Origin of the sequence: Streptomyces sp. NPDC005931, assembly GCF_042871235.1 — a bacterium.
GTDB lineage: Bacteria > Actinomycetota > Actinomycetes > Streptomycetales > Streptomycetaceae > Streptomyces.
Genome location: NZ_JBIAIG010000008.1, coordinates 39,257 through 64,121, shown reverse-complemented (window position 1 = coordinate 64,121; position 24,865 = coordinate 39,257). Strand labels below are relative to the sequence as shown.

General features: G+C 71.6%; 32 protein-coding genes. 12 read left to right on the top strand and 20 right to left on the bottom strand.

Annotation, left to right across the window (positions count from 1 at the left end; all coding sequences use genetic code 11):
- The first annotated feature begins 118 nt into the window (after positions 1–118).
- Positions 119–304, top strand: a complete 186-nt coding sequence (locus tag ACFYOV_RS19775; RefSeq protein WP_389089335.1) for a hypothetical protein — start codon at positions 119–121, stop codon at positions 302–304.
- Between the two features lie 196 nt (positions 305–500).
- Here ACFYOV_RS19775 and ACFYOV_RS19770 read toward each other — a convergent pair whose 3' ends face one another.
- Together ACFYOV_RS19770 and ACFYOV_RS19765 are read right to left on the bottom strand one after the other, a co-directional pair.
- Entirely contained in the window at positions 501–1,757 is a 1,257-nt protein-coding gene (locus tag ACFYOV_RS19770) for a GNAT family N-acetyltransferase (protein WP_389089334.1), read from the bottom strand.
- A 103-nt stretch (positions 1,758–1,860) separates the two neighbouring features.
- Positions 1,861–2,502, bottom strand: coding sequence for an aerial mycelium formation protein (locus ACFYOV_RS19765; RefSeq protein ID WP_389089332.1), 642 nt, complete (start codon positions 2,500–2,502; stop codon positions 1,861–1,863).
- 177 nt (positions 2,503–2,679) lie between these two features.
- On the opposite strand from ACFYOV_RS19765, the gene dtd reads away from it, so the two are divergent.
- Positions 2,680–3,105 carry a D-aminoacyl-tRNA deacylase gene (gene dtd, locus ACFYOV_RS19760; protein ID WP_389089331.1) on the top strand — a complete coding sequence of 142 codons (426 nt, stop codon included), beginning with the start codon at positions 2,680–2,682 and terminating at the stop codon, positions 3,103–3,105.
- Between the two features lie 45 nt (positions 3,106–3,150).
- On the opposite strand, the gene ACFYOV_RS19755 is transcribed toward dtd, so the two are convergent.
- The 3 genes from ACFYOV_RS19755 to ACFYOV_RS19745 are packed head-to-tail and all read right to left on the bottom strand — an operon-like array spanning position 3,151 to position 5,191.
- On the bottom strand, positions 3,151–4,116 hold the full coding sequence (locus ACFYOV_RS19755; RefSeq protein WP_389089329.1) for a YgfZ/GcvT domain-containing protein: 966 nt from the start codon (positions 4,114–4,116) through the stop codon (positions 3,151–3,153).
- Between the two features lie 9 nt (positions 4,117–4,125).
- Positions 4,126–4,563 (bottom strand): Fur family transcriptional regulator, encoded by a 438-nt coding sequence (locus ACFYOV_RS19750; RefSeq protein WP_389089328.1) that lies wholly within the window; start codon positions 4,561–4,563, stop codon positions 4,126–4,128.
- A 52-nt stretch (positions 4,564–4,615) separates the two neighbouring features.
- Positions 4,616–5,191 (bottom strand): FABP family protein, encoded by a 576-nt coding sequence (locus tag ACFYOV_RS19745; RefSeq protein WP_389089326.1) that lies wholly within the window; start codon positions 5,189–5,191, stop codon positions 4,616–4,618.
- Positions 5,192–5,488: 297 nt separating this feature from the next.
- On the opposite strand from ACFYOV_RS19745, the gene ACFYOV_RS19740 reads away from it, so the two are divergent.
- Positions 5,489–5,851, top strand: coding sequence for a DsrE family protein (locus ACFYOV_RS19740; protein WP_389089325.1), 363 nt, complete (start codon positions 5,489–5,491; stop codon positions 5,849–5,851).
- Between the two features lie 3 nt (positions 5,852–5,854).
- On the opposite strand, the gene ACFYOV_RS19735 is transcribed toward ACFYOV_RS19740, so the two are convergent.
- From ACFYOV_RS19735 to ACFYOV_RS19700, 8 genes are all read right to left on the bottom strand, one after another.
- A complete protein-coding gene (locus tag ACFYOV_RS19735) occupies positions 5,855–6,115 on the bottom strand; it encodes a DUF3099 domain-containing protein (protein ID WP_389089324.1) in 261 nt (86 codons plus the stop codon).
- Between the two features lie 82 nt (positions 6,116–6,197).
- A complete protein-coding gene (locus tag ACFYOV_RS19730; protein WP_389089323.1) occupies positions 6,198–6,485 on the bottom strand; it encodes a DUF1416 domain-containing protein in 288 nt (95 codons plus the stop codon).
- Positions 6,486–6,522: 37 nt separating this feature from the next.
- Positions 6,523–7,368: a sulfurtransferase gene (locus ACFYOV_RS19725; RefSeq protein ID WP_389089321.1), complete on the bottom strand. Its 846-nt coding sequence runs from the start codon at positions 7,366–7,368 to the stop codon at positions 6,523–6,525.
- Positions 7,369–7,491: 123 nt separating this feature from the next.
- Positions 7,492–7,572, bottom strand: coding sequence for a putative leader peptide (locus tag ACFYOV_RS19720; protein WP_350310325.1), 81 nt, complete (start codon positions 7,570–7,572; stop codon positions 7,492–7,494).
- A gap of 175 nt (positions 7,573–7,747) precedes the next feature.
- The gene (locus ACFYOV_RS19715) at positions 7,748–8,482 is read right to left on the bottom strand and encodes a DUF2993 domain-containing protein (RefSeq protein ID WP_389089320.1); all 735 of its coding nucleotides are present in this window, start codon (positions 8,480–8,482) and stop codon (positions 7,748–7,750) included.
- Positions 8,483–8,913: 431 nt separating this feature from the next.
- Entirely contained in the window at positions 8,914–10,284 is a 1,371-nt protein-coding gene (locus ACFYOV_RS19710) for a hypothetical protein (protein ID WP_389089318.1), read from the bottom strand.
- Between the two features lie 7 nt (positions 10,285–10,291).
- Positions 10,292–10,546, bottom strand: coding sequence for a MoaD/ThiS family protein (locus ACFYOV_RS19705; protein WP_389089317.1), 255 nt, complete (start codon positions 10,544–10,546; stop codon positions 10,292–10,294).
- A 40-nt stretch (positions 10,547–10,586) separates the two neighbouring features.
- A complete protein-coding gene (locus tag ACFYOV_RS19700; protein ID WP_389089316.1) occupies positions 10,587–11,504 on the bottom strand; it encodes an alpha/beta hydrolase in 918 nt (305 codons plus the stop codon).
- Positions 11,505–11,723: 219 nt separating this feature from the next.
- Here ACFYOV_RS19700 and ACFYOV_RS19695 point away from each other — a divergent pair, with 219 nt between their 5' ends.
- The 5 genes from ACFYOV_RS19695 to ACFYOV_RS19675 all read left to right on the top strand — a co-directional run bounded on the left by ACFYOV_RS19695 (position 11,724) and on the right by ACFYOV_RS19675 (position 17,172).
- Positions 11,724–12,503, top strand: coding sequence for a response regulator transcription factor (locus tag ACFYOV_RS19695; RefSeq protein WP_389089315.1), 780 nt, complete (start codon positions 11,724–11,726; stop codon positions 12,501–12,503).
- Positions 12,504–12,610: 107 nt separating this feature from the next.
- Positions 12,611–13,633, top strand: coding sequence for a LacI family DNA-binding transcriptional regulator (locus ACFYOV_RS19690; protein ID WP_389089313.1), 1,023 nt, complete (start codon positions 12,611–12,613; stop codon positions 13,631–13,633).
- A 203-nt stretch (positions 13,634–13,836) separates the two neighbouring features.
- Positions 13,837–14,835: a S1C family serine protease gene (locus tag ACFYOV_RS19685; protein ID WP_389089312.1), complete on the top strand. Its 999-nt coding sequence runs from the start codon at positions 13,837–13,839 to the stop codon at positions 14,833–14,835.
- Between the two features lie 148 nt (positions 14,836–14,983).
- Complete coding sequence (locus ACFYOV_RS19680; RefSeq protein ID WP_389089311.1) at positions 14,984–15,718, top strand: response regulator transcription factor; 735 nt, start codon at positions 14,984–14,986, stop codon at positions 15,716–15,718.
- Positions 15,715–17,172 carry a sensor histidine kinase gene (locus tag ACFYOV_RS19675; protein WP_389089309.1) on the top strand — a complete coding sequence of 486 codons (1,458 nt, stop codon included), beginning with the start codon at positions 15,715–15,717 and terminating at the stop codon, positions 17,170–17,172. The genes ACFYOV_RS19680 and ACFYOV_RS19675 overlap by 4 nt, the downstream gene beginning before the upstream one ends.
- Before the next feature lie 499 nt (positions 17,173–17,671).
- Here ACFYOV_RS19675 and ACFYOV_RS19670 read toward each other — a convergent pair whose 3' ends face one another.
- The 3 genes from ACFYOV_RS19670 to ACFYOV_RS19660 all read right to left on the bottom strand — a co-directional run bounded on the left by ACFYOV_RS19670 (position 17,672) and on the right by ACFYOV_RS19660 (position 18,906).
- Positions 17,672–17,947 (bottom strand): EsaB/YukD family protein, encoded by a 276-nt coding sequence (locus tag ACFYOV_RS19670; RefSeq protein ID WP_389089651.1) that lies wholly within the window; start codon positions 17,945–17,947, stop codon positions 17,672–17,674.
- 111 nt (positions 17,948–18,058) lie between these two features.
- Positions 18,059–18,376 (bottom strand): hypothetical protein, encoded by a 318-nt coding sequence (locus tag ACFYOV_RS19665; protein WP_389089308.1) that lies wholly within the window; start codon positions 18,374–18,376, stop codon positions 18,059–18,061.
- Between the two features lie 77 nt (positions 18,377–18,453).
- Positions 18,454–18,906 carry a hypothetical protein gene (locus ACFYOV_RS19660; protein ID WP_389089307.1) on the bottom strand — a complete coding sequence of 151 codons (453 nt, stop codon included), beginning with the start codon at positions 18,904–18,906 and terminating at the stop codon, positions 18,454–18,456.
- Positions 18,907–19,079: 173 nt separating this feature from the next.
- Between ACFYOV_RS19660 and ACFYOV_RS19655 the strand changes: the two genes are divergently transcribed.
- Both ACFYOV_RS19655 and ACFYOV_RS19650 read left to right on the top strand, forming a co-directional pair.
- Complete coding sequence (locus ACFYOV_RS19655; protein ID WP_389089305.1) at positions 19,080–19,331, top strand: hypothetical protein; 252 nt, start codon at positions 19,080–19,082, stop codon at positions 19,329–19,331.
- The gene (locus ACFYOV_RS19650) at positions 19,331–19,723 is read left to right on the top strand and encodes a DNA-binding protein (protein WP_389089304.1); all 393 of its coding nucleotides are present in this window, start codon (positions 19,331–19,333) and stop codon (positions 19,721–19,723) included. The genes ACFYOV_RS19655 and ACFYOV_RS19650 overlap by 1 nt, the downstream gene beginning before the upstream one ends.
- On the opposite strand, the gene ACFYOV_RS19645 is transcribed toward ACFYOV_RS19650, so the two are convergent.
- The gene (locus ACFYOV_RS19645) at positions 19,713–20,381 is read right to left on the bottom strand and encodes a pentapeptide repeat-containing protein (protein WP_389089302.1); all 669 of its coding nucleotides are present in this window, start codon (positions 20,379–20,381) and stop codon (positions 19,713–19,715) included. The two genes, ACFYOV_RS19650 and ACFYOV_RS19645, sit on opposite strands and share 11 nt — an antisense overlap.
- A gap of 45 nt (positions 20,382–20,426) precedes the next feature.
- Here ACFYOV_RS19645 and ACFYOV_RS19640 point away from each other — a divergent pair, with 45 nt between their 5' ends.
- A complete protein-coding gene (locus ACFYOV_RS19640; RefSeq protein ID WP_389089301.1) occupies positions 20,427–21,050 on the top strand; it encodes a hypothetical protein in 624 nt (207 codons plus the stop codon).
- Here the strand turns inward: ACFYOV_RS19640 and ACFYOV_RS19635 are convergent.
- Both ACFYOV_RS19635 and ACFYOV_RS19630 read right to left on the bottom strand, forming a co-directional pair.
- Entirely contained in the window at positions 21,031–21,264 is a 234-nt protein-coding gene (locus ACFYOV_RS19635) for a DUF397 domain-containing protein (protein WP_389089299.1), read from the bottom strand. The genes ACFYOV_RS19640 and ACFYOV_RS19635 overlap by 20 nt on opposite strands.
- Positions 21,261–22,088: a helix-turn-helix domain-containing protein gene (locus tag ACFYOV_RS19630; RefSeq protein ID WP_389089298.1), complete on the bottom strand. Its 828-nt coding sequence runs from the start codon at positions 22,086–22,088 to the stop codon at positions 21,261–21,263. The genes ACFYOV_RS19635 and ACFYOV_RS19630 overlap by 4 nt, the downstream gene beginning before the upstream one ends.
- Positions 22,089–22,213: 125 nt before the next feature.
- Between ACFYOV_RS19630 and ACFYOV_RS19625 the strand changes: the two genes are divergently transcribed.
- The gene (locus ACFYOV_RS19625) at positions 22,214–22,495 is read left to right on the top strand and encodes a hypothetical protein (RefSeq protein WP_389089296.1); all 282 of its coding nucleotides are present in this window, start codon (positions 22,214–22,216) and stop codon (positions 22,493–22,495) included.
- A 336-nt stretch (positions 22,496–22,831) separates the two neighbouring features.
- Here the strand turns inward: ACFYOV_RS19625 and ACFYOV_RS19620 are convergent, their stop codons facing one another.
- Positions 22,832–24,649: a bifunctional metallophosphatase/5'-nucleotidase gene (locus tag ACFYOV_RS19620; protein WP_389089295.1), complete on the bottom strand. Its 1,818-nt coding sequence runs from the start codon at positions 24,647–24,649 to the stop codon at positions 22,832–22,834.
- Positions 24,650–24,865: the final 216 nt, after the last annotated feature.

Sequence of the window (24,865 nt, the reverse complement as noted above, 5' to 3'; positions counted from 1 at the left end):
TTCCAAGTGGAGATAACCATAAGCAAGTTGGTCGCCAACTTGAGCAACATGGTCCGACCTTGTGAAGGCTGGCCATCACGACGACGGCTGGTGACCACCGACACCAAGGGGGACCGCCATGCCGCTCGTCGCGATCGTCGTCGCCGCCCTGGCCATTGGATTCGAGCAACTCGTCCAGTGGCGGTACGGGCCGATGGGGATCATCGCCTTCGTCGCCCTCACCGTGGGCATCAAGGCGCGGAACACCATGATCAGCGGCATCGGCGCGGTCATCCTCGTGATGCTGCTCGCCCCGTCCGGCTGACAGCACACCGCCACGGACCGCCGGTCGGGCTCCCTTCCGGAGGGGAGCCGGGAGCCCGTCGGCACGCACCACCGAGGCACCACCCGCACCACAACCACAACCACAACTGAACAGCTCGCTACGGATGAGCGCCCATCAGCCGTCGACGGAAGGGGACACACCCGCCAGGAGCGCACGAGTGCCGCGCTCGGCCACCTCAGAACATGTCCGGGCACCAAGGTCGCCTGGACGTACGCAGCAGGGCGTCGGCCTGACGGGCGGCGCCCGCTCGTCCTTCCCGGACCCGGCCCAGCGCCGCCAGCCGCACCGCCGACTCGTCGCCCAGCCACAGGCTCGCCAACTCGCCCACGCCGAGCGCGAGATCGGCGCCGTCCTCGCTCGGCGCGCAGGTCCCCGCCCCACCCTCGGACGCCTCCAGCCGGTACCGCCCACCGGTCAGCCCGTCGCCGTCGGCGACCTCCAGCACCAGCGACCCCACGGCCTCATAGGTCCGCGCCTCCAGGGCCCGTACGACGTCCAGGATCCGCACCCACAGCCAGTCCGCCTGTGTGGCGATGCGGGCGGCGCGCGGGTCCGGCAGGAAGTGCGGAAGCAGGTCGTCGGGGGCCCGCCAGCCGCTGCGCACCTTCACGATCCAGTCGATCGAGCACAGATAGCGCCACAACGCCCGCTCGGCAGCCGGGGTCGCCCCGATCAACCCCCTCACCGTCGCGGTGCACATCGGCTGCTTGGTGTCGCCCCACGTGTCGTCGGCCGTGTACGCGACCAGACCCTCGACCTCGCCGGCCGCCGAGCGGTAGCAGGCGAAGAAGGGCTCGGTCCAGGACGGCTCCAGACGCAGGGCGCCGGTGTTGACCTTCCACCACCGCTCGTCGCGGCTGACGGCACCCGGCTGGGCGCGGCGCAGCCGCTCGTACAGCTCGGGGCCGAGCTTGCGGACCTCCGGGGCGTCCACCAGGTCGACGCGGCCGCCGTCCTCCGGGACCGCCCGGCGCGGGTCCAGGCCGGCCCGCGGGACGTCGACGGTCCACTCGGACGCCGAGGTGGCGGGCCCGAACCCGTAGCGGCCGTAGATCGGGTACTCGGCGGCGATCAGCGTGGCGACGACGTCACCGCGCTCCTTCGCCGCGGCGAGGTCCTGGGCCATCATGCGGGTGAGCAGGCCGCGGCGGCGGTGGGTGGCGGTGACGGTGACGCCGGTGACCGCGTTCGCGGGCACGGGCGCACCACCGACGGCCGTGAGCTCCTGCGTGAAGGACGCCAACGTCGCCACGCAGCGGTCGCCGTCGAAGGCGCCGAGCACGCGGCCGGGGTCGAACCGGCCGCGGCGCGCCTCGATCTCCTCCTCGGAGACGGACGGCTCCCGCAGGAACCCGGCGTGCACGGCACGCAGCCACCCGGGGAACTCGGCTTCCGTGATCGGGCGTACGTCGATGTCGGCGCGGGAGCTCATGGCCTCACCGTAGGTCGCGTCGGCGAGGGGTGTCCCCCGGTTTTCGGGCAGGGCGGCGGCACCCCGCCCCGCGCCACCCCACCCCGGCCCGGCCCGGCCTGGCTCAGGCGAGCAGGTCGTCGACCTGCGCTTCGCCCTCCCGGTACCGGCGGGCGATCTCCGCACTGCAGTCGTCGGCCGTGCGCTGCAGCCGCTGGCGCCGGCGGGAGACCCGCTGCTCGTGGCGCACCAGCCGTCCCATCGCGGCGTTCAGCTCGCCGTCGGTGCGCGCCCCGAGGTCGGACAGCTCGACGTCGGCGAGCATCTCGGCCGCGAGCCGCCGGTACTCCTCGCTCTGCGGGGTCCCGAGGGTCACGTGGCGGGCGGAGGAACGGTGCCGGGTCGGGGCGTCGCGCAGGATCTCCGGGAGCCGCTCGACCACGGATGCCTTCGCCGGTGCGGCGACCGAGGCCGTGCCCACCGGAGCGCGCCGGGCCAGTTCCGCGCGCAGGATGTCGATCCGCCCCTGGAGCAGCCGCCGTACGTAACTCAGGTCGGCCTCGTCGCGCTGTGCCTCCCGGCGCAGGGTGCGCAGCTCCGGCAGGCTGAGCCCGGTCAGATCGTGCTCCGGCCGGTCCTCGGGCAGCACGGGGCTGTCCGTGCGCTGTGCGGGCGGGCGGTGGAACTCCCGCTCCCCGACGCCCGCGCGGTGCGCGTGGGTCGACGAGACAGCCCCAGGCGGCTGCCCGGTACCTGATGTGCTCATGTGCCTCTACCGTCCCCTCGACCGGCTGTGCAAAGCATCGTGCCACCCCAAGTGGCCGCTATGTGACCGAGTGCCCCCGATCGGCCCCAGATGGGGGTTAAGGAGTAAAAATAGCCCGACCGGGGGGCCCTGCGGACCGCCCTCGGGCGTCCGTTCGCCGCCCGGCATGATGGTCGTATGCGTGCAGTGGTGCAGAGGGTGGACGGCGCGAGCGTCGTCGTGGACGGCGAGACGGTGGGGGCGATCGAGGGCGAGGGGCTGTGTGTCCTCGTCGGCGTCACCCACGAGGACACCAAGGAGAAGGCGGCCCAGCTGGCCCGCAAGCTCTGGTCGATCCGGATGCTGCAGGACGAGAGGTCGTGCAGCGACACCGGCGCCCCGCTGCTGGTGATCAGCCAGTTCACCCTTTATGGCGATGCCCGCAAGGGCCGGCGCCCCACCTGGAACGCCGCCGCCCCGGGCGATGTGGCCGAGCCGCTGGTCGACGAGGTGGTCGCGCAGCTGCGTGCGCTGGGCGCGACGGTGGCGACGGGCCGCTTCGGCGCGCGGATGCGGGTGTCCCTGACGAACGACGGCCCGTTCACGGTGCTGCTGGGGATCTGAGCGCCCCGGGTGGCCGCGTGGAGATCCGGGGCGGCCGCCCGGACCTCAGGGCTCGACCACGACCTCCTGCGCCGCCGCGGTCTGCCCGGCCAGCAGGCGCGCGTCCACGGGGACGTTCCGCTTGACCAGGGCGAGGGCGACCGGGCCGAGCTCGTGGTGACGGGCCGAGGTGGTGACGAAACCGATCTTCCGCCCGTCGGGTCCGTCGTCCGCGACCCGCAGCTCGGTGCCGGGCGCCGGCAGGTGGACCTCGCTGCCGTCCAGGTGCAGGAAGACCAGCCGGCGTGGCGGCTTGCCGAGGTTGTGGACCCGGGCGACGGTCTCCTGGCCCCGGTAGCAGCCCTTCTGCAGGTGCACCGCGGTGCCGATCCAGCCCAGCTCGTGCGGGATGGTGCGGTGGTCGGTCTCGAAGCCGACCCGGGGCCGGTGCTGCTCGACGCGCAGCGCCTCGTGGGCCAGGATCCCGGCGGGCGGCCCCGCCTTCCCGGCGTACGACTCCAGGTCGGCGCGGGGCAGGAACAGGTCGCGGCCGTACGGCGTCTCACGGGTGAGGACGCCCTCGGGGACCTCGGCGATGGAGCCGGCCGGGAGGTGCACCACGGCGATGTCGGCGGTGCGGTCGGCGACCTCGACGCGGTAGAAGAACTTCATCGACTCCAGGTACGCGATCAGCGCCTCCCGGGTGCCGGGCTCGACGTGCGCCCAGACCGTCTCGCCGTCGTCGACCAGGTAGAGCGCGTGCTCGATGTGGCCGTGCGCGGAGAGGATCAGCGCCTCGGTGGCCTGGTGCGGGGGGAGCTCGCTGACGTGCTGGGTGAGCAGCAGGTGCAGCCAGCTCAGCCGGTCCTCACCGGAGACGGTGACGACGCCGCGGTGGGACAGGTCGACGAAGCCGGTGCCGTCGGAGAGGGCGCGCTGCTCGAGGAACAGGTCGCCGTAGTGGGCGGCCACGCCTTCGTCCACGCCCTCGGCGGGGACGGCGCCGGGCAGCATCAGCAGGGGGCTCTTCATACGCCTAGCCTACGACTCGGTAGTTGAACGCTTCAGCGAGCAGTCCTCGCAGCGGCCGAAGATCGCGAAGTGCTTCATGTCCGTGTCGAAGCCGAACGCCTCCCGCAGCTTCGCGGTGAAGTCGGCGGCCACCTCCAGGTCCGCCTCGATGACGTTGGTGCAGTCGCGGCAGACCAGGTGGAGATGGTGGTGCCGGTCGGCTAGGTGGTAGGTGGGGGCGCCGTGCCCGAGGTGGGCGTGGCTGACCAGGCCCAGCTCCTCGAGCAGTTCCAGCGTGCGGTACACGGTGGAGATGTTGACCCCCGACGCCGTCTTCCTCACTTCCACGAGGATGTCGTCGGGGGTCGCGTGCTCGAGGGTGTCGACGGCTTCGAGGACGAGCTGGCGCTGCGGCGTCAGCCGGTAGCCGCGCTGCCTGAGGTCGCTCTTCCAGTCGGTGCTCACCACACCACGAGTCTAGGGCCGCCGGAGGGTGTTCCGGGGGGCGAGACCTGGAGACCTACTTGAAGAAGGCGATGCCGTCGTCCGGCATGTCGTCGGGCAGGGCCTTGGCCCAGCGCTCGACCTCCTCCGGGGTGACGACCTTCTTCAGGTGGGCCGACATGTAGGGGCGCAGCTCGACCTCGGGGGTCTGCTTCTCGCCGACCCACATCAGGTCGCTCTTGACGTAGCCGTACAGCCGCTTGCCGCCGCTGTAGGGGCGGGCGGCGGCCGTGCGGGCCACGGCGTCGGTGACCAGGTCGATCTGCGGCTTCTTGTCGGCCAGCTCGCCGTACCAGATCTCGATGACGCCGTCGTCGCGGGTCATCGTCACCTCGACCTTGCGCTCGGCGTCGATCCGCCAGAAGCCGTGCTCGGACTCCAGCGGCCGGACCTTGTTGCCGTCCCCGTCCAGCACCCAGGTGTGGGAGCGGTACTCGAGGAAGTCCCGGCCGTCATGGGTGAAGGCGACCTCCTGGCCGAAGTTGCACTTCTCGGCACCGGGGAAGTCGTGCACGCCCGCGCCCGCCCAGGTGCCGAGCAGGAAGGCGAGCGGGACGAGGTCCTTGTGGAGGTCGGACGGGATCTCGATCATCAGCAGCTTTTCGGTCGTTACGGAGGATGCGGGTCAGCGCTGGCCCTGGAACAGCTTCTTCACGGTCAGCCCGGCGAAGGCGAGGACGCCGACGGCGACCAGGACCAGCAGGATTTCGAAGAAGAGTTCCACGAGGTGCTCCTTGAGCGGGTGCGGTAGGTGTGCCACAGGGCCGGGGCCCAGCTTACGCGGCCGGGGCCCGGTACTCCTTGTGAGGTACGCCCTCCCCGGCGGGCAGCCACCGCGGACCCACCACCGACCGCGGAGCCCGTGCGCGCCGGGACTACGCTTCCGGTCATGGCGAAGAAGCTTGTGATCAAGGTGACCGCGGGGGCCGACGCCCCCGAACGCTGCTCGCAGGCGTTCACGGTGGCGGCCGTGGCCGTGGCCAGCGGTGTGGACGTCTCCCTGTGGCTCACCGGGGAGTCCTCGTGGTTCGCGCTGCCGGGCCGTGCCGCCGAGTTCGAGCTGCCGCACGCCGCCCCGCTGCCCGACCTGCTCGACTCGCTCCTCGCGGGCGGCCGCGTCACGCTGTGCACGCAGTGCGCCGCCCGCCGGGAGATCACGGAGAAGGACGTCATCGAGGGCGTACGGATCGCGGGCGCGCAGGTCTTCGTGCAGGAGGCCCTGGGGGACGACACCCAGGCCCTCGTCTACTGAGGCTCACCGGGGCCGCTTCCTGCCGTCCAGCTCGTCCCACCACTCGTCGGACTGGGGGTCGCCGGAGGGGTCGTCCCACCAGCGGTCCTCCGGGCCCCGCCGGTTCGCGACCATCGCGGCGACCGGCGGGATGACCATGGCCACCAGGCACATGCCCACGGCCACCGGCGTCGACCAGAGCCGCACGACTCCCCAGGCCAGGACGAACAGCGCGATGCAGGTGCCCATCATGGCGAAGTACACGTGCCGCCTCCGCGCGTACATACCCCCAGCGTAGGTCCGGACACGCGGAAGGACCGCACCCCAGGCGTCCAACCCGCGGGATGCGGTCCTCCTCCGGTCGCGGTCAGACCGCGATCGCGACCTCGGCCAGTCCGCCCTGCTGGGCGACGACCGTGCGGTCGGCGGAACCACCGGGCACCAGGGCGCGCACCGTCCACGTGCCCTCGGCCGCGTAGAAGCGGAACTGTCCGGTGGCGGAGGTCGGGACCTCCGCGGTGAACTCGCCGGTCGAGTCCAGCAGCCGGACGTAGCCCGTCACCGGCTCGCCGTTGCGGGTCACCTGACCCTGGATGGTGGTCTCACCGGGCTTGATCGTCGAGGCGTCCGGGCCGCCGGCCTTCGCACCGCACATGCTTACTCCTGAAGGTCTGGAAAGGTCGGTGGGTGGATTACTTCGCGGCGCCGAGCTCGATCGGCACGCCGACGAGGGAGCCGTACTCGGTCCAGGAGCCGTCGTAGTTCTTGACGTTCTCCACGCCCAGCAGCTCGTGCAGCACGAACCAGGTCAGCGCGGAGCGCTCACCGATACGGCAGTAGGCGATGGTGTCCTTGGCCAGGTCGACGTTCTCCGCGGCGTAGAGCTCCTTGAGCTCCTCGTCCGACTTGAAGGTGCCGTCGTCGTTGGCGTTCTTCGACCAGGGGATGTTGCGGGCGGTCGGGACGTGGCCCGGGCGCTGCGACTGCTCCTGCGGCAGGTGCGCCGGGGCGAGCAGCTTGCCGGAGAACTCGTCGGGCGACCGCACGTCGACCAGGTTCTGGTTGCCGATGGCGGCCACGACGTCGTCGCGGAAGGCACGGATGGCCGCGTTCTGCGCCTTGGCCTTGTAGTCGGTCCGGGGCCGCTCCGGCACCTCGTCACCGGCGACCAGCTCGCGGGCGTCCAGCTCCCACTTCTTGCGGCCGCCGTCGAGCAGCTTGACGTTCTCGTGGCCGTAGAGCTTGAAGTACCAGTAGGCGTAGGACGCGAACCAGTTGTTGTTGCCGCCGTAGAGGATCACCGTGTGGTCGTTGGCGATGCCCTTCTCCGACAGGAGCTTCTCGAAGCCCTCCTGGTCGACGAAGTCGCGGCGGACCGGGTCCTGCAGGTCCTGGGTCCAGTCGATCCGGATCGCGTTCTTGATGTGGTTCTTCTCGTAGGCGGACGTGTCCTCGTCCACCTCGACGATGGCGATGCTCGGGTCGTCCAGGTGCTCCTGGAGCCAATCGGCGTCGACCAGGACGTCGCTGCGGCTCATGCTCTTTCTCCTCCGGGGCAGTTGCGGCGGGGCGTGCGAGTGAGGGGTGCGCGCCCATGGCGGGGCAGCACACGAAATGCCCTGAGCAGGGCGGGGTGGGAACGCGGAAGTCGGAGCTTCCGCTCAGAAGGTGCGACAGAGCATGGCGGCGACACGGCACAGGTCTACTGCCCGCCGCTTCGTGAGATCCGCCTGTCGCTTCATGCCGTCGATCGTAGGGACGGCAGGGCAGGCGTGTCACCGTTGTGTCGCATTTTGAGACGCGATCGTCCGGGATACGGGATGCACACCCCCCGACGTGCCTCCCCGCACCACCCGCGCACCCGGGCCCCCGGCGCCCCATCTGCCCTGCGGACGCCGCCGTCTCGCTTTCCGGACGCTATCCGTCCAGCCGCACGTCGGAGCCCTTCACGGAGATGTCGACCCCGTCCTTCGCGGCCTCCACCCTGTCCAGCCCGATACCGCCGGGCAGTCCCTCGATCTTCTGCTGGAAGTCGGTGATGCCGCGCACCCGGTTCTCGGCGAGCTTCACCCCGCCGAAGCTGGGCAGCGCGTCGGCCTGCACCCGCACGGTGTCACCGTCCACCACCGTCACCGAACTGAGCACGGACACCGGCTCCGGCAGCCTGGCCCCGAGCACGGTGGCCTCCACCTCGACCTTGATCTTCCCGTTGCCCCCGTCGGACAGACCCACGACCTCGGCGGTGACACCGGGGGCGACCTGCGTCGGCTCGGACTTGGCCGTCTTCAGCAGCTCGTCGTAGGACACGGTGGCGATCCCGGTGGCCGTCGCGGCACTCACGGAGCTGTAGTCCCCGGAGAACTCGACGCCTTCCAGGTCGGCCCTCAGCTCCTCGACGCGGATCCTGCCGTCGCCGGTGGTGGCGTCGTAGTCCTCGATGCCGACCTGCACCTCGTCGAGCGTGCCGTCGGCGACCTGGGTGAGGAAGGGAAACCCCTTGATGGACACGTCGGGCGTGGTCGCCAGATTCTCGTTCGCCTTCAGCCGTTCCGCGGCCTCCCCCTCGGCGAAACTGACCGCTACACGGTCCACGATCACGAAGATCCCGCCCAGTATCACGGCGATGACGAGCAGTATTCGCAGTGCGCGCATGCGGTGCTTCCCCCACCTTGGCATTCCGACGGCGTTCACCGACGACCCGGGTGGCCGTCCAGCGCGAGGGTAACCCCGCACAAGAGGGGACCCGCGAGTTTGTCGATCACCTGTGACAGGTGCCGCCGCGCCCTGCGCTCGGGCGACGAGACACAACGGACGAGGGCGAAGCCGCACTCGGCGCACCACACACGGACGGAGTGGGCGTCGGAGAAGGCCGCCCACGGCGGGAAGGGGACGGGGCGGGGGTGCCCGCCCGCAGCGGCCGGCGCGTCAACGCCCCCGCTTCCCGGCCGACCGATTCCGCGCCGGACCGAGGACGGACACCCCCGACCCGGCCCCGCCCCACCACCGAACCGAGGGCGCTGCACCCGCCCCCACCGAACCCGCACAGGCGCCGCAGGCACCAGGACGCGCACCCCCACGCCCGGTCAGCCGACCACGCGCCCGAGCACGTACACCACCGGCGCCGCGGCAGCCAGCGGCAACGCCACACCCGCGGTGAAGTGCACGAACCGCGACGGGTAGTCGTAGCTCGCGACCCGGTGCCCGATCAGCGCGCACACCGCCGCCCCGGCCCCGAGCAAGGCCCCCGACCCGCCGACGCCGGTCATCGCACCGACCGCGCCCCCCGCACCGGCCGCCGCGAGCAGCCCCGCCACCGGCGCCGCCACCGCCGGCACGGGCAGTGCCCGCGCCAGCACCGCCGCGGCCACCGCGACCGCCCCGACGGTCACCGCGTCCGCGTCCGCCGCGAGATACCCGCCCGCCGCGATCGCCAGCGCCGCCGCCGCGACCGTCGCCATCAGCCCGTACATCCGCTCGTCGGGATCCGCGTGCGACCGCAGTTGCAGCACCAGCGACAGCAGCACCCACACCCCCAGCGCCCCGAGGATCGCCCCCGGCGACCGGTCGGACGCCAGCAGCGCCGCGTCCGCGACCAGCGCCCCGAGGAAGCCCAGCGCGATGCCCTGGCGCGCCGGCCACATCCCGTTCAGCCGGAACCACCCCGCGGCGGTGACGCCCTGGAGGATCACCAGCGGCACGAGCAGGGCGTACGTACCCAGTGCCGCGCCACCGGCGAGCAGCAGCCCCAGCGCCGCGGTGAGCAGGGCCGGCTGCATACCGGGCTCGATGACCGGCGAACGCCCCTCCGCACGGGCCCGCTGGGCATCGGTGATGCGCGCGTTGCCGGCGAGCGTGGCAGGCCCGTACCCGGGCCCGTCACCCTGCCCCGGCCCCACGGACGCCGCGGGCGCGGCGCCGGACGCCGCCGCCGCTTCGGCCCCACCCCCGTACGTGGCCGCCACCGCGGGCCCCGCGTGGGCCTGCGGCGGCAGGTACGCCGTCTCCTCCACGGAGACCGGCGCGACCGGCGGCTGCACGGACGTCTCCCAGGTCTGCCCCTGCCACTGCTGGGTGTGCGGCCCTGAATCCGGATCCACGTACGCGGGCTGCTGCCCGGGCCAGGCCTGCTGCTGATACGCGCCGCCGTGGTACGCGTCGTACCCGTTGGACGCACCGGAGACGTCATATCCAGCGGACCCACGCGAGGCGTCATACCCAGCGGATCCACGCGAGGCGTCATACCCAGCGGATCCACGCGAGGCGTCATACCCAGCGGACCCACGCGAGGCGTCATACCCAGCGGATCCACGCGAGGCGTCATACCCAGCGGACCCGCGCGAGGCGTCATACCCGTTGGCCCCATTGAAAGCGTCGTACCCGTTGGACGCGCCGGAGGCGTCGTGTCCGGCGGACGCGCTGGACGCGTCATGGCCCTCGTACGGCTGGTTCGTCATCCCTCGCTCACCCTCCCGCGAACGGGGGAAGGACCTCGACGGTCCCGCCGTCGGCCAGCCGCACGGCGTCGTGCGCGCGGGTCCCCACCGGATCGCTGTCGACGAGGAACGAGCACCGCTGAAGGACGCGCGTCAGTTCCCCGGGGTGCCGCTCGCGGACCGCGTCGAGCGCCTCGGCGAGCGTGCCCGCCTCGTACGGCTCCTCGGCCACCCCGGCCGCGGCCTTGGCTGCGGCCCAGTACCGCACCGTGACCTTTGCCATCTGCTGGTTCCTCAATCGCTCGACGGTGAACACCGCCAGGCTAGCCCGCCCGGCCGACGACCCATTCCCCGATGCGGCGCAACAGCGCCTCGGGCGCCGCGTTCTCCGCGTGTCCCATGTCCGGCTCGACCCACAGTTCCCCGTGCTCACCGGCTGCCGCGGCCAGCATCCGCGGATGGTCGAGGGGGAAGTACCCGTCCCGGTCGCCGTGCACGATCAGCAGCGGCGTGGGCGCGATGCGCGGCACCGCCTCGACGGGGGACAGCGGCACGGGATCCCAGTCGCGGTGGTGGATGCGCGTCCGCAGCCCGTACCGCCCGACCAGCCGCCCCGCGGGCCGGGTCACCAGCCAGTGCAGCCGTCGCATGGGCGCGGTCCCGCGGTAGTACCACCGCGCCGGCGCGCTCACGGAGACGACGGCGTCCACCCCCGCCCCCAGAACCTCGCCCCCGCCCGTGCCCGCGCCGCCGCCCACACGGGACAGCGCCGCGTACCGCAGCACCACGGAGCCCCCCATGGAAAACCCGACCACCGCCACCCGGGTGTGCCCGAGCCCCCGCGCCCAGTCGACCACCGCCGCCAGGTCGAGCACCTCCCGGTCGCCCACGGTGGACCGCCCACCCGACGCCCCGTGCCCGCGGAAGGAGAAGGTGACCACGGCCCCGTACCCGGCGAGCACCCGCGCCACCCTGCGCACGTGCGGCCGGTCGGCGTCACCGGTGAACCCGTGCGCCACCACGAACACGAGGCCATCCCGGCCCGACGGGGACCCCGGCCGGCCCGACCGCGTCCCGGACTCTTCGTATACGACTGCTCCCGGTTCGTATACGGAATCGATCCGCACCCCGTCCCATGTGCTCAGGAACGTCCGCAGAGGCCCCTTACGCCCCTCAACCCCCGTCTCGGAATGCGGACGAATGGTGGAACGCGCCACATGACCTGCCGGACCGGTGCTCATGTCGGCTATTCTGCTGGGCAGAGGACTCGGGCAGCGAAGCCCCCGGGTCCTTTTGTGCTTTCGGCAGCGTTGTATACGACGCGGGAGACCGCCGGTGTACGGGCCGTCGATCGCACGCAGCAAGGCCGTAAACGTCCTCGCAGGGACCGAGGAGGAACCAGACGTTATGGGCGAGCGAACCGTGCACGAACACCGGACGACCCTGGCAGGTGGGGCGCGATGAGCTCGCTGCTGCTCCTGACCAACGCCCTCCAGCCGTCGACGGAGGTGCTCCCCGCCCTCGGACTGCTCCTGCACAACGTGCGCGTGGCCCCCGCCGAGGGCCCCGCCCTGGTGGACACCCCCGGTGCCGACGTGATCCTCGTGGACGGCCGCCGCGACCTCCCGCAGGTCCGCAGCCTGTGCCAGCTGCTGCGCTCCACCGGCCCCGGCTGCCCGCTGGTCCTCGTCGTGACGGAAGGCGGCCTCGCCGCCGTCACCGCGGACTGGGGCATCGACGACGTGCTCCTCGACACCGCCGGCCCCGCCGAGGTCGAAGCCCGCCTGCGCCTGGCCATGGGCCGGCAGCAGATCGTCAACGACGACTCCCCGATGGAGATCCGCAACGGCGACCTGTCGGTCGACGAGGCGACGTACAGCGCGAAGCTGAAGGGCCGGGTCCTGGACCTGACCTTCAAGGAGTTCGAGCTGCTGAAGTACCTCGCACAGCACCCCGGCAGGGTCTTCACCCGCGCCCAGCTGCTCCAGGAGGTGTGGGGCTACGACTACTTCGGCGGCACCCGCACCGTCGACGTGCACGTACGGCGGCTGCGCGCCAAGCTCGGGCCGGAGCACGAGTCGCTGATCGGCACCGTCCGGAACGTGGGTTATCGATTCGTTACCCCGGAGAAGGTCGAGCGCGCCGCCGAGGAGGCCAAGGCCAAGGCCGACCGGCAAAAGGCACCGGATCCGGACGAGACACCCGCCCGGGGATCCGCCAAGGCCCGCGCACAGGCCTGAACGGGGCCCGCGCGGGCGTTGCGGTCGCACACAAGCGCGCCCGATCGCGTGTACGGAACTTCCCTTACGCCCTGCCCAGAGCGGGTATATCCGCGTAGACTCCGCGCGTGGCCAAGGTAACCAGGGATGATGTGGCGCGGCTGGCGGGGACGTCCACCGCCGTCGTCAGTTATGTCATCAACAACGGACCCCGGCCGGTCGCCCCGGCCACGCGCGAGCGCGTTCTCGCCGCGATCAAGGAGCTGGGGTACCGGCCCGACCGGGTCGCCCAGGCGATGGCGTCACGACGCACGGACCTCATAGGTCTGATCGTGCCGGACGCGCGCCAGCCCTTCTTCGGGGAGATGGCGCACGCGGTCGAGCAGGCCGCGTCCGAGCGCGGAAAGATGGTGCTGGTCGGGAACTCCGACTACATCGGCGAGCGCGAGGTCCACTACCTGCGCGCGTTCCTGGGGATGCGCGTCTCCGGGCTGATCCTGGTCAGCCACGCGCTCAACGACCTGGCGGCCGCGGAGATCGAGGCGTGGGACGCCCGGGTCGTCCTGCTGCACGAACGCCCCGAGGCCATCGACGACGTCGCCGTGGTCACCGACGACCTCGGCGGTGCCCAGCTCGCCGTCCGCCACCTGCTGGAGCACGGCTACGCGTACGTCGCCTGTGTCGGCGGCACCGCGGAGACCCCCGCCGTCGGCGACCCCGTCTCCGACCACGTCGAGGGCTGGCGGCGCGCGATGGAGGAGGCCGGCATCCCGACCGAGGGACGACTCTTCGAGGCCCCGTACAACCGCTACGACGCCTACCGGGTCGGCCTCGACATCCTCTCCGGACCGAACCGCCCGCCCGCGATCTTCTGCTCCACCGACGACCAGGCGATCGGCCTGCTGCGCGCGGCGCGCGAGCTGCGCATCGACGTGCCGGGCGAGCTCGCGGTCGTCGGCTTCGACGACATCAAGGAGGCGGCGCTCGCCGACCCGCCCCTGACCACGGTCGCCTCCGACCGCTCGGCGATGGCCCGCGCGGCGGTGGACCTGGTCCTCGACGACGGTCTGCGGGTGGCCGGCTCGCACCGCGAACGGCTGAAGGTGTTCCCGTCCCGCCTGGTCGTCCGCCACTCCTGCGGCTGCGCGTAGGCCGGCCCGCGGGAATCGCGATCCACCGCACCCCACACCGCGCGCTGTGCCCGTGCCGGTGTCTGTCCCGGTGAGGCACGACCCGCGCGCCCGTCCCCCGCCCCGCCTCCGCCCGGTGTCCCTGTTTCGGGCATACGCGGTTCTGTCGGGCTTCTCAGCGGGCACTCAGAAAGCTCTCATGGTGGCGCGCGAGGCTCTCTGCCATGACCGAGAGTTCCCGCCCCAGCGGCGCGCACGAGAGCCCCGACCAGGTGAACCCCGAGTGGCCGCCTCCCCCGGCCTACGCGCCCGCGGTTCCTCCCGCCGCCGGTCCCGCGTCCCGACCACGGGGAAGGAAGCGCACCCGCGGCCCGGTCGCGGTGCTCGCCGCCGTGGCGATCGTCGCGGCAGCGGTGGGCGGCGGCACCGCCTACGGCATCCAGGAGCTGACCGGCGACGACACCGTCGCCGCCTCGAGCGCCACCGGCACCACCGTGGTGCCCACCGGCCAGAAGGGCACGGTGGCCGGCGTCGCGAAGGCGGTCAGCCCGAGCATCGTCGAGATCAGGGCCACCTCGGACACCGGCTCCTCCACCGGCTCCGGCGTGATCGTCACGGACGACGGCGAGATCGTCACCAACAACCACGTGGTCGCCGGGGCCTCGTCGATCAAGGTCCGGACCCACGACGGCACGACCTACACCGCGAAGGTCGTCGGCAGCGACAGCTCCAAGGACCTGGCGCTGATCGAGTTGGCGGACGCCTCCGGACTGACACCGGCCGGCCTGGGCGACTCCGACCGGGTCCGGGTCGGCGACCAGGTCGTGGCGATCGGCTCCCCCGAGGGCCTGACCGGCACCGTCACCAGCGGCATCGTCTCGGCGCTCGACCGTGACGTGACCGTCTCCACGGACGAGGGCCAGGGGCGGCAGCCGGGACAGCAGGGCTGGCCGTTCGAGTTCGGCGGACGGGAGTTCAACGGCGACACCGGCGCGTCCACGACGACGTACAAGGCGATCCAGACCGACGCCTCCCTGAACCCGGGCAACTCCGGCGGCGCCCTGATCGACATGAACGGCAACGTCATCGGCATCAACTCCGCGATGTACTCGGCGAACGGAGCCGGCTCCGCCGACGCGGGCAGCGTGGGCCTGGGCTTCGCGATCCCGGTCAACACGGTCAAGGCGGACCTGGCGAAGCTACGGGCGGGCTCGACCACCTGAGGCGGCGCGAGGGCCTGCGCACGGCACCCCGGCCGTCTCCTCCGCACCTCTCGGGAAACATGCGACGCTGAAGCACCGCAGCACCGCAGCACCGCAGCACCGAAGACCAGCCGCGCTCCCCGTGCAGACAGCAGAGGAACCCGAGCCCATGAGCCCCGCAGACGGCGACCGTGCCCCGCAGCGCATCCTGATCGTCGACGACGAGCCGGCCGTACGCGAAGCGCTCCGGCGCAGCCTGGCCTTCGAGGGGTACGACACCGAGGTCGCCGGGGACGGCGCCGAAGCGCTGGAGAAGGCGGCGGCGTACCGGCCCGACCTGGTGGTCCTCGACATCCAGATGCCCCGCATGGACGGCCTGACGGCGGCCCGCCGCATCCGGGCCGGCGGCGACACCACGCCCATCCTGATGCTCACGGCCCGCGACACGGTCGGCGACCGGGTGACCGGCCTGGACGCGGGCGCCGACGACTACCTGGTCAAGCCGTTCGAACTGGACGAGCTGTTCGCCCGTATCCGCGCCCTGCTGCGCCGCAGCTCCTACGTCGCGGCCGTGGCCGGTGCCGCCGACGAGAGCGACGTCCTGTCCTTCGCCGACCTGCGCATGGACCTGGCGACGCGGGAGGTGACGCGGGGCGGGCGGCAGGTGGAGCTGACCCGCACGGAGTTCACCCTGCTGGAGATGTTCATGGCGCACCCGCGCCAGGTGCTCACGCGGGAGCAGATCCTGAAGGCGGTGTGGGGCTTCGACTTCGAGCCCTCGTCCAACTCCCTGGACGTGTACGTGATGTACCTGCGCCGCAAGACGGAGGCGGGCGGCGAGCCGCGCCTGGTGCACACCGTGCGGGGCGTGGGCTACGTGCTGCGGCAGGGCGGCGCGGAGTGAGAACCGTGCTGCGCCGCTTCCGCGCGCTGCCGATCCGGGCGCGGCTGTCCCTGCTGGTGGCGTCGGCGGTGGCGTTCGCGGTGGCGGTGGTGTCGGTGGCGTGCTGGTTCGTCGTGAAGGAGAAGCTGTACGGCGAGATCGACGACGACCTCCGGTCGGGCGTTCCCCGTTCGCTGCCGGCGAGCCAGGTGGCGGCCACGATCGACACCTGCCCCCAGTCACCGTCGCAGTCCTTCCCGTTCGGGGCACGGGTCAAGGGCTACGCGCAGATCGTCCGGGCGGACGGCACGGCCTGCCTCTACGGCACCTCCACGGCTCTGGTGAAGGTCGCGGCGGGCGACCGGGCCGTGGCCACGGACCCGGCGCCCGGCGAGGGCAGCCTCCGCAACGGCACCGACAGCGAGGGCAACCCGGTGCGGGTCCTGACCACGGCGCTGGTCGTCGACGGCGCCGACGGCACGTACCTGGCCGACGACGCCGCCCTGCTCATCGCCGTCCCCGTCGAGGGCACCGAGTCCACCCTCGACGACCTCGCCCTGATCCTCCTCCTCGTCTCCGGCATCGGCGTCCTCGGTGCCGGCGCGGCCGGGCTCGCCGTCGCGCGGGCCGGGCTGCGGCCCGTGGACCGGCTGACCGAGGCCGTGGAGCAGGTGGCCCGGACCGAGGACCTCGGCATCCGCATCCCCGTGGAGGACGAGTCGGAGGACGAGGTGGCCCGTCTGTCGCGCTCCTTCAACTCCATGACCTCCGCCCTGGCCAGCTCCCGCGACCTCCAGCAGCAGCTCATCGCCGACGCCGGCCACGAGCTGCGCACCCCGCTCACCTCCCTGCGGACCAACATCGAGCTGCTCACCCGCAGTGAGGAGACCGGCCGCCCGCTGCCCGCCGAGGACCGCGCGGCCCTGCTCGCCTCGGTGACGGCGCAGATGACCGAACTGGCCGCGCTCATCGGTGACTTGCAGGAGCTGTCCCGCCCCGATCCGGGCCAGCACACCGGCCGGGCGCAGATCGTCGCCTGGCACGAGGTCGTCGAGGCCGCCCTGCGCCGCGCCCGGCTGCGCGGACCGGAGCTCACCATCACGGCGGACGTCCGGCCCTGGTACGTACGGGCGGAGCCGAGCGCACTGGAACGGGCCGTGGTCAACGTCCTGGACAACGCGGTGAAGTTCAGTCCCCACGGCTCCACCGTCGACGTCCGGCTCGACGACGGCGTGCTCACCGTCCGCGACCACGGTCCCGGCATCCTCGCCGACGAACTCCCCTACGTCTTCGACCGTTTCTGGCGGTCCCCGAGCGCGCGGGCGCTGCCCGGTTCGGGGCTCGGCCTGTCCATCGTGGCGCGTACGGTCCAGCAGGCGGGCGGCGAGGTGCGGCTGGACCCGGCCGAGGGCGGTGGCACGACCGCCACCGTCCGGCTGCCGGGCGCGCCGTCCCCGCCGCCCGAGGTGCCGTGAGGGCGGCCGGTACGGACAGCGGGGCGGGCGCGGCCCCCCTGCACGGCAACCTTTCGGCGCGGGGCGGCGACTGACCGGCGGACCACCCCCGTATGGCCGGCCCCACCCTGGAGCAGGATCGCCGCTTCCCACAACGCCAGACAGCCGACGGCGCTCCCGGCACCGATCACCGCACCGCGCCCGAGCGGAGTGAACCGCCCCGCGAGCGCGAGGGCGACGGCCAGGACACCGGCGACCCCCGCGAGCCGCGCGGCACCGCTCCAGTCGTGGGCGTCCGCGGCGGTCCACACCCCGAGCACACCCAGCGCACCGGCGGTGCCGAGGAGGGTCCCGGCCGGGGCCTGCCACCGCCGCCGCCCGCACAGGCCACCGGTGACCGCGCAGGCGAGGGCTGCGACGAGCAGCACGGTTCCCACGCCCGCCAGGTCGAATTGGCCCCGTGCCAGCATCCCGGCGGTCAGGGACCAGCCCGCGGTCGCGCATCCGGCGACGACCTGCCTCACCTCGGGCCGCCAGCGCCACCCCGTGCGGCGAGGTCGTCGGCCGCCTCGTCGGTGACGTCGTGGACCACGGGCGCGGTGGGTGCGTCCTCGGCGCGTACCAGCCGCAGTACGGTCCCGTCGGCGACACCGGCCGACTCCAGCGTGCTGTCGTGCGCGAGCGCGGAGCCGTCCGGGGTGACCAGGTGTCGCACCTCGGGCCGGTCGCCGACGCGGTCGTCCAGCAGTCGCATGACCTCCGGCAACAGAACACCGGCGGGCTCCCGCGACGGCAGGACGAGATCGACCCGACGCCGCTCACCGACGAGCGTGACACGGCTGAGTGCGGTACGGCCACCGGTCGCGGACGTGCTCAGGGCCCCCGTGGCTTCACGTGTTCGAACCTATCACCGGGTGGCGGGAGTTACGGAGGACGCCGAGGAAGGCGCGGACGGGGTTGCGGAGGATGCCGAGGGCGGCTGGGCCGGGGGAGCCGTGGGCGTGGCGTACGGACTCTTCCCGATCACCCGGTGGGACAGGAACGACCACCCCACACACCCGGCACACAGCACCGCCGCGACCACAAGTCCGACGGACACCCTCCCCAACCGCTCGTCCAGCGTGCGCCGTTGCCGCTGCGCCCCGAAGAGCAGGGCATCCCGCAGCCGCCGCCGACGGACGGATACGGACTCGAGGAGCTGGTTGTCGTAGTCGTGAGCGGTCACAAACTCTCCTGCCCATCCCTCCGAGGGGGCTGCGTACGATCATTGCCATGGCAGGGGTAGGCGGCCGACGGCGTGCGTCATTCGCCCTCTTCGGCCTGGGAGGCGAGGCGCAAAGTGAGTTCCGCGCTGGCCAGCATCCGGGTGATCTCGATCGGGAGGCTGCCGAACTCCTTGCTCACCACGTCGAAGGGGTCGATCCGGCGGGTCTGTCCGTCACGCCCCATCGCCTCGATGACACAGCGGTATCCGCGCGGTGCTGCGGGATCGTCCGCAACAGTCCAACGCGCACCGTGCTTCTGAATGAGGTAATCGGCAACATAGGACATCAAGTCGGCGTGCAGCGTAATCCAGTCAGACTGCTCGAATTCATCAAGCGGGGCGCGTGAAACATAATCCTGGAGGGCCGGAATGAGACTCATCGGATCACGGCTGTAGATCTCAGAAGGCACTCCGAGCATGTCCGCCATGCCGATGATGTTCCGGCGTTCACCTTCGACCCATTCCTGCAGATCCGATTCACTCACCACCACGTGACACGCCTTCCATGTTATCCACATCTACTTCGGAGCTGGGCCATATTCGATGAATATGATGCGAGCCTGGATTAGATAGTTCCGCAGACAAACGCAATGCCGACACGGCAGTTGGCGTGATCTGCACCTTCACCTCGCCGAGATGACATACCAGCGGTAGCATCAGCACCATGAGCAGTAGCAAGAAGTACTCGATCAGTCTGCCCGAGGACCTGGCAGAAGCCGTGCGCGCCCACGTCGGCCCTGGGGGTTTCTCGGCTTACGTCGCAGAAGCCCTGGAGCAGCGGGTCGCCATGGACAAGCTGAGGGAGATCGTCACCGACTTCGAGACCGACAACGACGAGCTCACCCGCGAAGAGATCGAAGCCGCCCGGGCACTGCTGCGCCATGATCACCGGCAGTCCGGCGGGGCCGCCGCCTGATGCCCGGAACCCTCCTGCTCGACTGCGAGGGCCTCTCGAAGCTCTACCGCAAGGACCGCGCCGTCATCGCTCTCGTACAGGCCGCATCGGAAGAGGGCATCCGCGTGGCCACCAGCGCCATGACCACGCTGGAGGCCGACTACGAGCGGGTCCACCCCGCCCGCATCAGGTGGGTCCTCTCCCGCGTGGACGTCCACGACGTCACCAGGGTGGTCACCGACCACGCCGCGACGCTCCTGCGCACCCATCGCCTGCACGGCCACAAGTACGCGATCGACGCCGCGCTGGCCGCCATCGCCCGCGCCGCTCCCCCGCCGGTCACCCTCCTGACGTCCGACCCCGAGGACCTGAAGCTCCTCTGCGGCCCTACCGTGGAAGTGCTCAAGGTGTAGCTGCATCGAGGGCGCCGGAACGTGGGACGAGGACGCGGATCCGCGCTCCGCGGCTGTTCAGCCAGTGTTCGAGGTCCGGTCCGGCGAGTTCCTGCCGTATGCCGTCCCGGGCTATGACCGCCGGGCCGAAGAGAGTACCGGTCAGGCCCCGCACGGTCGTGTGCGCGTCGAGGACCGCCTTCAGGGACGTCTCGCGCACCGACGCGTCCGTGAGGTCGGCGCCCTCCAGGCGGGCGTCGGTGAAGGACGCGCCGTTCAGTCTCGCCGACCGGAAGCGGGCCGAGCGGGCGTCGACCGACCAGAGGCTCGCGCTGCCCAGGTCCGCGCCGTCCAGGGTGGCGCCGCGCAGGGACGCCTCGTCGAGCTCGGCCTTGATCAGCGATGCCGAGGAGAGGTCGGCACCGTCCAGCACGGCGCCTTCCAGGTGGGCTCGGTAGAAGTCGGTACCGACGAGTCCGGTGTTCCGCAGGATCGTCTCCGGCAGGAGTGCCATGCCCAGGTCCGCGCCGGACAGGTCGGCTCCGGAGAGGTCGAGTGCCGAGACGTCCAGGAGCGAGTCGTCCCGCTCGGCCCACGCGCGCAACACGGCAGCGGCCTCCGCGTCCGGCGGCAGCTTCCTGACCGGCCGCCCGACGTCACGGGTACCGGACAACGTCATCCCCCCGAGCCTCGCTGTGTCAGTGCGCGAGTCTACGTTCGTCTCATGAGTTCCGGACTGAATCTCTTCCTGATCGACGTCGCTGCCACACGGGCCCTGGTGGGCTCCCGCGACGACCAGTTGCTCGAGGTGATCCGCACCGAGTTCGCCGGTCAACTGGCCGGCGACGACGACTACTTCAGTGACGCCATCGGGCAGGGGGCGCCCACCGCCTACGAGGCGCTGCACGCGGTCGTCCACGGTGGTCCGTTCAGCGGGGACAAGGAGCACGCCTTCCAGTACGGCTACGCGTACCAGCGGCTGTGCTCGCTCACCGGATCGTTCCTGGACAACAGCTGCTTCACCCCTTACCGGGGCGCCTGGCTGTCGGTCGTGGACCAGGGCTTGCGGGCGCTGGGCATCACCGCCGTGTCCGTCGAGGACTTCGACCAAGGCGCTCTGCCCGCTCCGCTGCCGTACTGCCACACCCCGGGATACGGTGAGTGGACGCCCGAGAACATAGCCCGGGCGCTGGAGCAGTTCGAGGCGACCAAGCGTGAGGTCGACGCGTCCAGGCAGGCGCCGCCGCCCCTCGAGCCGGATGTCGTGGACGCCGTCATGCAGTGCCTCGCCTGGATGCGGCACGCGCAGGCTCGGCCCGGGTTCGGCGTCATCGGTTTCCGTTCGTAGGGCCGCCGGCGGACTCACCGGCATGGGTCACGAACGCCGTCCACGCCGCCCTGGAGAGGAGAAGCGGGCGGGACGCCGGGGTCTTGCTGTCGCGGACCGGGACGATGTCCGCGTGCGCGTAACCGTCCGCGATTTCCAGGCAGTTATTCGCTCCGCCGTCGCTGTAGCTCGACTTGCGCCATATCACCGTGCTGAGGTCGGGAGTGGTCTTCATGCTCGGCGCTCCTTCAGTACGTCCCTGATGAACCTCAGCGAGTCTGACGGAGGCAGCGCCAGATCGCGGAGGCGATCGTAGGACAAACGGTGTCTCAGAACGTCCTCCGGATCCTCCATCAGCAGGCCGCTGCTGTCACCCTCCGTGTAGGCGACGGCGCTGCCGTCTCCCTGCCAGAGAAGGGTGAGTGACCCCTTGGCCACCAGGTGGTGCACCCCTGCCGAGAACGGCAGCACCTGGACGACGATGTGGGGCCACTGCGCGACGGCCTCGATGTGCAGCAGCTGGCCTTCCCATGTCTCCGCGCTGGCGGAGGGTCGGCGGAAGGCCGACTCGTCGACGAGGAAGCGCACACTTGGCACCGGGGCCCGGCTCAGCAGCAGCTGACGCCCCAGACGGGCCGCCACCTGCTCGTCGACGGCTTCCTTGTTGTGCCCCGTTGCCCGGGGCCCAGACAACACCTCCCGGGCGAACTCCTCGGTCTGCAGCAGTCCGGGGACGTCCGGCGTGTAGACCCAGAGGATGCGGGCGGTTGCCTCAAGGCGCATGTATGCCTGGTACTTGTCCTTGAACGCGTCATACCGAGCGATCTTCCACAGGCTGACCAGCAGCCCCTCGGACCCGTAATAGCTGTCCAGGTCCTCCATCACCGTCACCTTGGACAGGCGCTGCCCCGACTCCAGGCGGCTCAGGTAGCTCTTGTCGTAGCCGGTCTCGTCGGCCAGTTGGCCGAGGGACCGGCCCTCCTTCTCGCGAAGGAACTTCAGCGTGCGTCCGAGTACGGCGCGCCCCGACTCCCGCTCGACGTCCGCCGGTTCGGTCACCTCGTCCCTCCCTCGTTGTCCGGGGCCCCGGACAACGGCGGCCCCCTTCCGCAGCGTACGCGCGTCGGGTGACGATGGGGGCACGTTCCGTAATCACCGCTCGTCGCACAGGGAGCACCGCACCGATGGATCTTCGCCTCCTGCCCTGGACCACCCCCGAGGGCAAGCCCTGTTACCTCAGCACCGACAGCGACCGGAGCCTGCTCTCGCGGATCGCGGACGACGTGGAGGCGGCCCAACTGCGGTCCGGGGAGGAGGTGCTGGGCGGGGCGAGGGCCGTGTTGGCGGACCGGGGGGCCGGTGAGCGGGCGGTGCGGTTCGCGCTGGTGCGGGCCGTGGAATCACTGGAGGACGTGCTGCGCGTCGCGGTCAGCCGCGGTGGGCGTATCGCGCCGCGCGCGGAGTGAGGGGCGGGCCGTCGTGGTGCGGCGGTCGGTGGAAGCAGATCACCTCATGGAAGGGCACACCCCGCAAGGGCGTTACCCCGTGCGAAGGGGCCGGGGGGCCGGGGGGGGGGGCCCGCCCCCCCCCCCCCCGGGGGGGGCCCCGGGGGGGGGGTTGTTGGGGGGGGGGGGTGGGTGGGCCCGAGGGGGGGGGGGGGGGGGGGGGGGGGGGGGGGTTGGGGCCCCCCCCCCGGCGGGGCCCCCCCCCCCCCGCGGGGGCGTCCCCCGGGGGGGGGGGGGGGGGGGGGGGGGGGGCCCCCCCCCCCCCCCGGCCCCTCGTGTGGGTCACCGGTCGTGCGGTTACTTCACGATCGTGATGCGGTCCGCCTTCGGCGGGGCGATCGGGGACGTCGGGGACGAGTTGGCCGTGAGGTACTGCTCCAGGGCGGTCAGGTCGTCCTGGCCGACCAGGTCGTTCGTGCCCTGGCCGAGGGTCGGGAAGCCGTCGCCGCCGCCCGCGAGGAAGCTGTTGGTGGCGACGCGGTAGGTGGCCGTCGGGTTGATCGGTTCGCCGTTGAGCCTGATGGAGTCCGTGACGACGCGGTCCGCGCCCGTCTTCGTCAGGTCCAGGGTGTAGGTCAGGCCCGAGGAGATCTGGAGGATCTTCGGGGCCGCCTCGTTCGGGCCGCTCACCTGCTCCTTGAGCGCCTGGATCACCTGGGCGCCCGTGAAGTCCTGGAGGTTGACCGTGTTGGCGAAGGGCTGGACGGTGAAGCCCTCGGCGTAGGTGACCACGCCGTCGCCCTCACCGGCCTTGGCCGCGTAGGTCAGGGGCGCGCGGATGCCGCCGGGGTTCATCAGCGCCAGGTCGGTCTCCGGGTCCAGCGCCTTGCCGTGCGCCAGCTGCGCGTCGGCGATCAGGTCGCCGAGCGGGGACTCGGTGCCGTCGCGGGAGATGTCGCCGGAGATGTAGCCGATCGGGCGGTTGCCGATGGGCGCGGCGAGGGTGTTCCACTTGTCGATCAGCGCGGTCATGTCGGGCGCCTTGGGGACGTCCCGGGTGACCACGTGGTTCGCGGACTTCACGGCCGTACGGGCGATGTCACCCGTCCAGCGGTCGTACGTCAGCGTGGTGTCGGTGTAGAGGCGGCCGAAGGACGCGGCCGAGGTGACCATGCGGGGCTTGCCCGCCGGGTCGGGGATGGTGCAGACGTACGCCGCGTGGGTGTGGCCGGTGACCAGCGCGTCCACCTGGGGCGAGATGTTCTTGGCGATGTCGGCGATCGGGCCGGAGATGCCGTCGCCGGCGCCCGGGGAGTCGCAGTCGTAGTTGTACGCCGTCGAGGCCGGCATACCGCCCTCGTGGATGAGCGCCACGACGGACTTCACGCCCTGTCGCTGGAGTTCCCTGGCGTACTTGTTGATCGTCTCGACCTCGTCCTTGAAGGACAGGCCCTTGACGCCCTCCGCCGAGACGATGTCCGGGGTGCCCTCGAGCGTCACGCCGATGAAGCCGACCTTGACGCCCTTGTTCTTCCACACCCAGTAGGGCTTGAGGATCGGCTTGCCGGTCTTCTCGTCCAGGACGTTGGCCGCCAGGTACGGGAAGTCGGCGCCCTCGAACTCCTCGTCCGTGTAGCAGCCCTCGGTCGGGTGGCAGCCGCCCTTCTGGAGGCGGCGCAGTTCCTTGGCGCCCTCGTCGAACTCGTGGTTGCCGACGGAGGTGACGTCCAGGTCGAGCTTGTTCAGCGCCTCGATGGTGGGCTCGTCGTGGAAGAGGCCCGAGATGAGCGGGGAGGCGCCGACCATGTCGCCGCCGGCCGCGGTGATGGAGTACCGGTTGCCCTCACGGGCCTTGCGCAGGTGGGTGGCGAGGTACTCCACACCGCCCGCGTCGATGGTCTTGGTGGTGCCGTCCGGCTGGAGTTCGGTGACCCGGCCGGAGGAGCCCGCCGGAGCCTCCAGGTTGCCGTGCAGGTCGTTGAAGGACAGCAGCTGGACGTCCTGGTAGCGGCCCGGGAACTCGGCCGGGGTCCCCTCGCTCTCGGCCGCTCCGGCCGACCCGGGCAGCGCGGCAGCGGCCAGCGCGCCGGCGGTGACCAGTCCGGCGGCGGTGGCGAGGAAGCGGTTGGTACGGCGTCTGCGGCGCTGGTGGTGCGCCGGGGATGTGGCTGGCATACGCCCCCCTGTGGGTCTACGTGGGTCTGGCGGGGCCGCATGGGACAGCGGGCCGCCCGGCGCAGCCTAGAGTCAACGCGCGTAGCGCGACAGGGGGTTCCGGGTTACATCCTGATTTATCTTTCGGCGTCCCTCTGGCGGGCCCGTGTCCGGGCCCTGTCCCGGCTTCGCCGGCGACGGCAACACCGTCACCTTTGCGCCAGTTTCGCCCTGCCT

Bases quoted from the DNA above. Each gene is read 5' to 3' on its own strand.
- ACFYOV_RS19745 (WP_389089326.1), bottom strand. From the start codon at position 5,191: ATGATCGAGATCCCGTCCGACCTCCACAAGGACCTCGTCCCGCTCGCC.
- ACFYOV_RS19695 (WP_389089315.1), top strand. From the start codon at position 11,724: ATGAGCTCGCTGCTGCTCCTGACCAACGCCCTCCAGCCGTCGACGGAG.
- ACFYOV_RS19735 (WP_389089324.1), bottom strand. From the start codon at position 6,115: ATGTACGCGCGGAGGCGGCACGTGTACTTCGCCATGATGGGCACCTGC.
- ACFYOV_RS19700 (WP_389089316.1), bottom strand. From the start codon at position 11,504: ATGAGCACCGGTCCGGCAGGTCATGTGGCGCGTTCCACCATTCGTCCG.
- ACFYOV_RS19655 (WP_389089305.1), top strand. From the start codon at position 19,080: ATGAGCAGTAGCAAGAAGTACTCGATCAGTCTGCCCGAGGACCTGGCA.
- ACFYOV_RS19770 (WP_389089334.1), bottom strand. From the start codon at position 1,757: ATGAGCTCCCGCGCCGACATCGACGTACGCCCGATCACGGAAGCCGAG.
- ACFYOV_RS19710 (WP_389089318.1), bottom strand. From the start codon at position 10,284: ATGACGAACCAGCCGTACGAGGGCCATGACGCGTCCAGCGCGTCCGCC.
- ACFYOV_RS19755 (WP_389089329.1), bottom strand. From the start codon at position 4,116: ATGAAGAGCCCCCTGCTGATGCTGCCCGGCGCCGTCCCCGCCGAGGGC.
- ACFYOV_RS19620 (WP_389089295.1), bottom strand. From the start codon at position 24,649: ATGCCAGCCACATCCCCGGCGCACCACCAGCGCCGCAGACGCCGTACC.
- ACFYOV_RS19650 (WP_389089304.1), top strand. From the start codon at position 19,331: ATGCCCGGAACCCTCCTGCTCGACTGCGAGGGCCTCTCGAAGCTCTAC.
- ACFYOV_RS19645 (WP_389089302.1), bottom strand. From the start codon at position 20,381: ATGACGTTGTCCGGTACCCGTGACGTCGGGCGGCCGGTCAGGAAGCTG.
- dtd (WP_389089331.1), top strand. From the start codon at position 2,680: ATGCGTGCAGTGGTGCAGAGGGTGGACGGCGCGAGCGTCGTCGTGGAC.
- ACFYOV_RS19725 (WP_389089321.1), bottom strand. From the start codon at position 7,368: ATGAGCCGCAGCGACGTCCTGGTCGACGCCGATTGGCTCCAGGAGCAC.
- ACFYOV_RS19775 (WP_389089335.1), top strand. From the start codon at position 119: ATGCCGCTCGTCGCGATCGTCGTCGCCGCCCTGGCCATTGGATTCGAG.
- ACFYOV_RS19635 (WP_389089299.1), bottom strand. From the start codon at position 21,264: ATGAAGACCACTCCCGACCTCAGCACGGTGATATGGCGCAAGTCGAGC.
- ACFYOV_RS19765 (WP_389089332.1), bottom strand. From the start codon at position 2,502: ATGAGCACATCAGGTACCGGGCAGCCGCCTGGGGCTGTCTCGTCGACC.
- ACFYOV_RS19740 (WP_389089325.1), top strand. From the start codon at position 5,489: ATGGCGAAGAAGCTTGTGATCAAGGTGACCGCGGGGGCCGACGCCCCC.
- ACFYOV_RS19685 (WP_389089312.1), top strand. From the start codon at position 13,837: ATGACCGAGAGTTCCCGCCCCAGCGGCGCGCACGAGAGCCCCGACCAG.
- ACFYOV_RS19720 (WP_350310325.1), bottom strand. From the start codon at position 7,572: ATGAAGCGACAGGCGGATCTCACGAAGCGGCGGGCAGTAGACCTGTGC.
- ACFYOV_RS19625 (WP_389089296.1), top strand. From the start codon at position 22,214: ATGGATCTTCGCCTCCTGCCCTGGACCACCCCCGAGGGCAAGCCCTGT.
- ACFYOV_RS19640 (WP_389089301.1), top strand. From the start codon at position 20,427: ATGAGTTCCGGACTGAATCTCTTCCTGATCGACGTCGCTGCCACACGG.
- ACFYOV_RS19715 (WP_389089320.1), bottom strand. From the start codon at position 8,482: ATGCGCGCACTGCGAATACTGCTCGTCATCGCCGTGATACTGGGCGGG.
- ACFYOV_RS19705 (WP_389089317.1), bottom strand. From the start codon at position 10,546: ATGGCAAAGGTCACGGTGCGGTACTGGGCCGCAGCCAAGGCCGCGGCC.
- ACFYOV_RS19730 (WP_389089323.1), bottom strand. From the start codon at position 6,485: ATGTGCGGTGCGAAGGCCGGCGGCCCGGACGCCTCGACGATCAAGCCC.
- ACFYOV_RS19680 (WP_389089311.1), top strand. From the start codon at position 14,984: ATGAGCCCCGCAGACGGCGACCGTGCCCCGCAGCGCATCCTGATCGTC.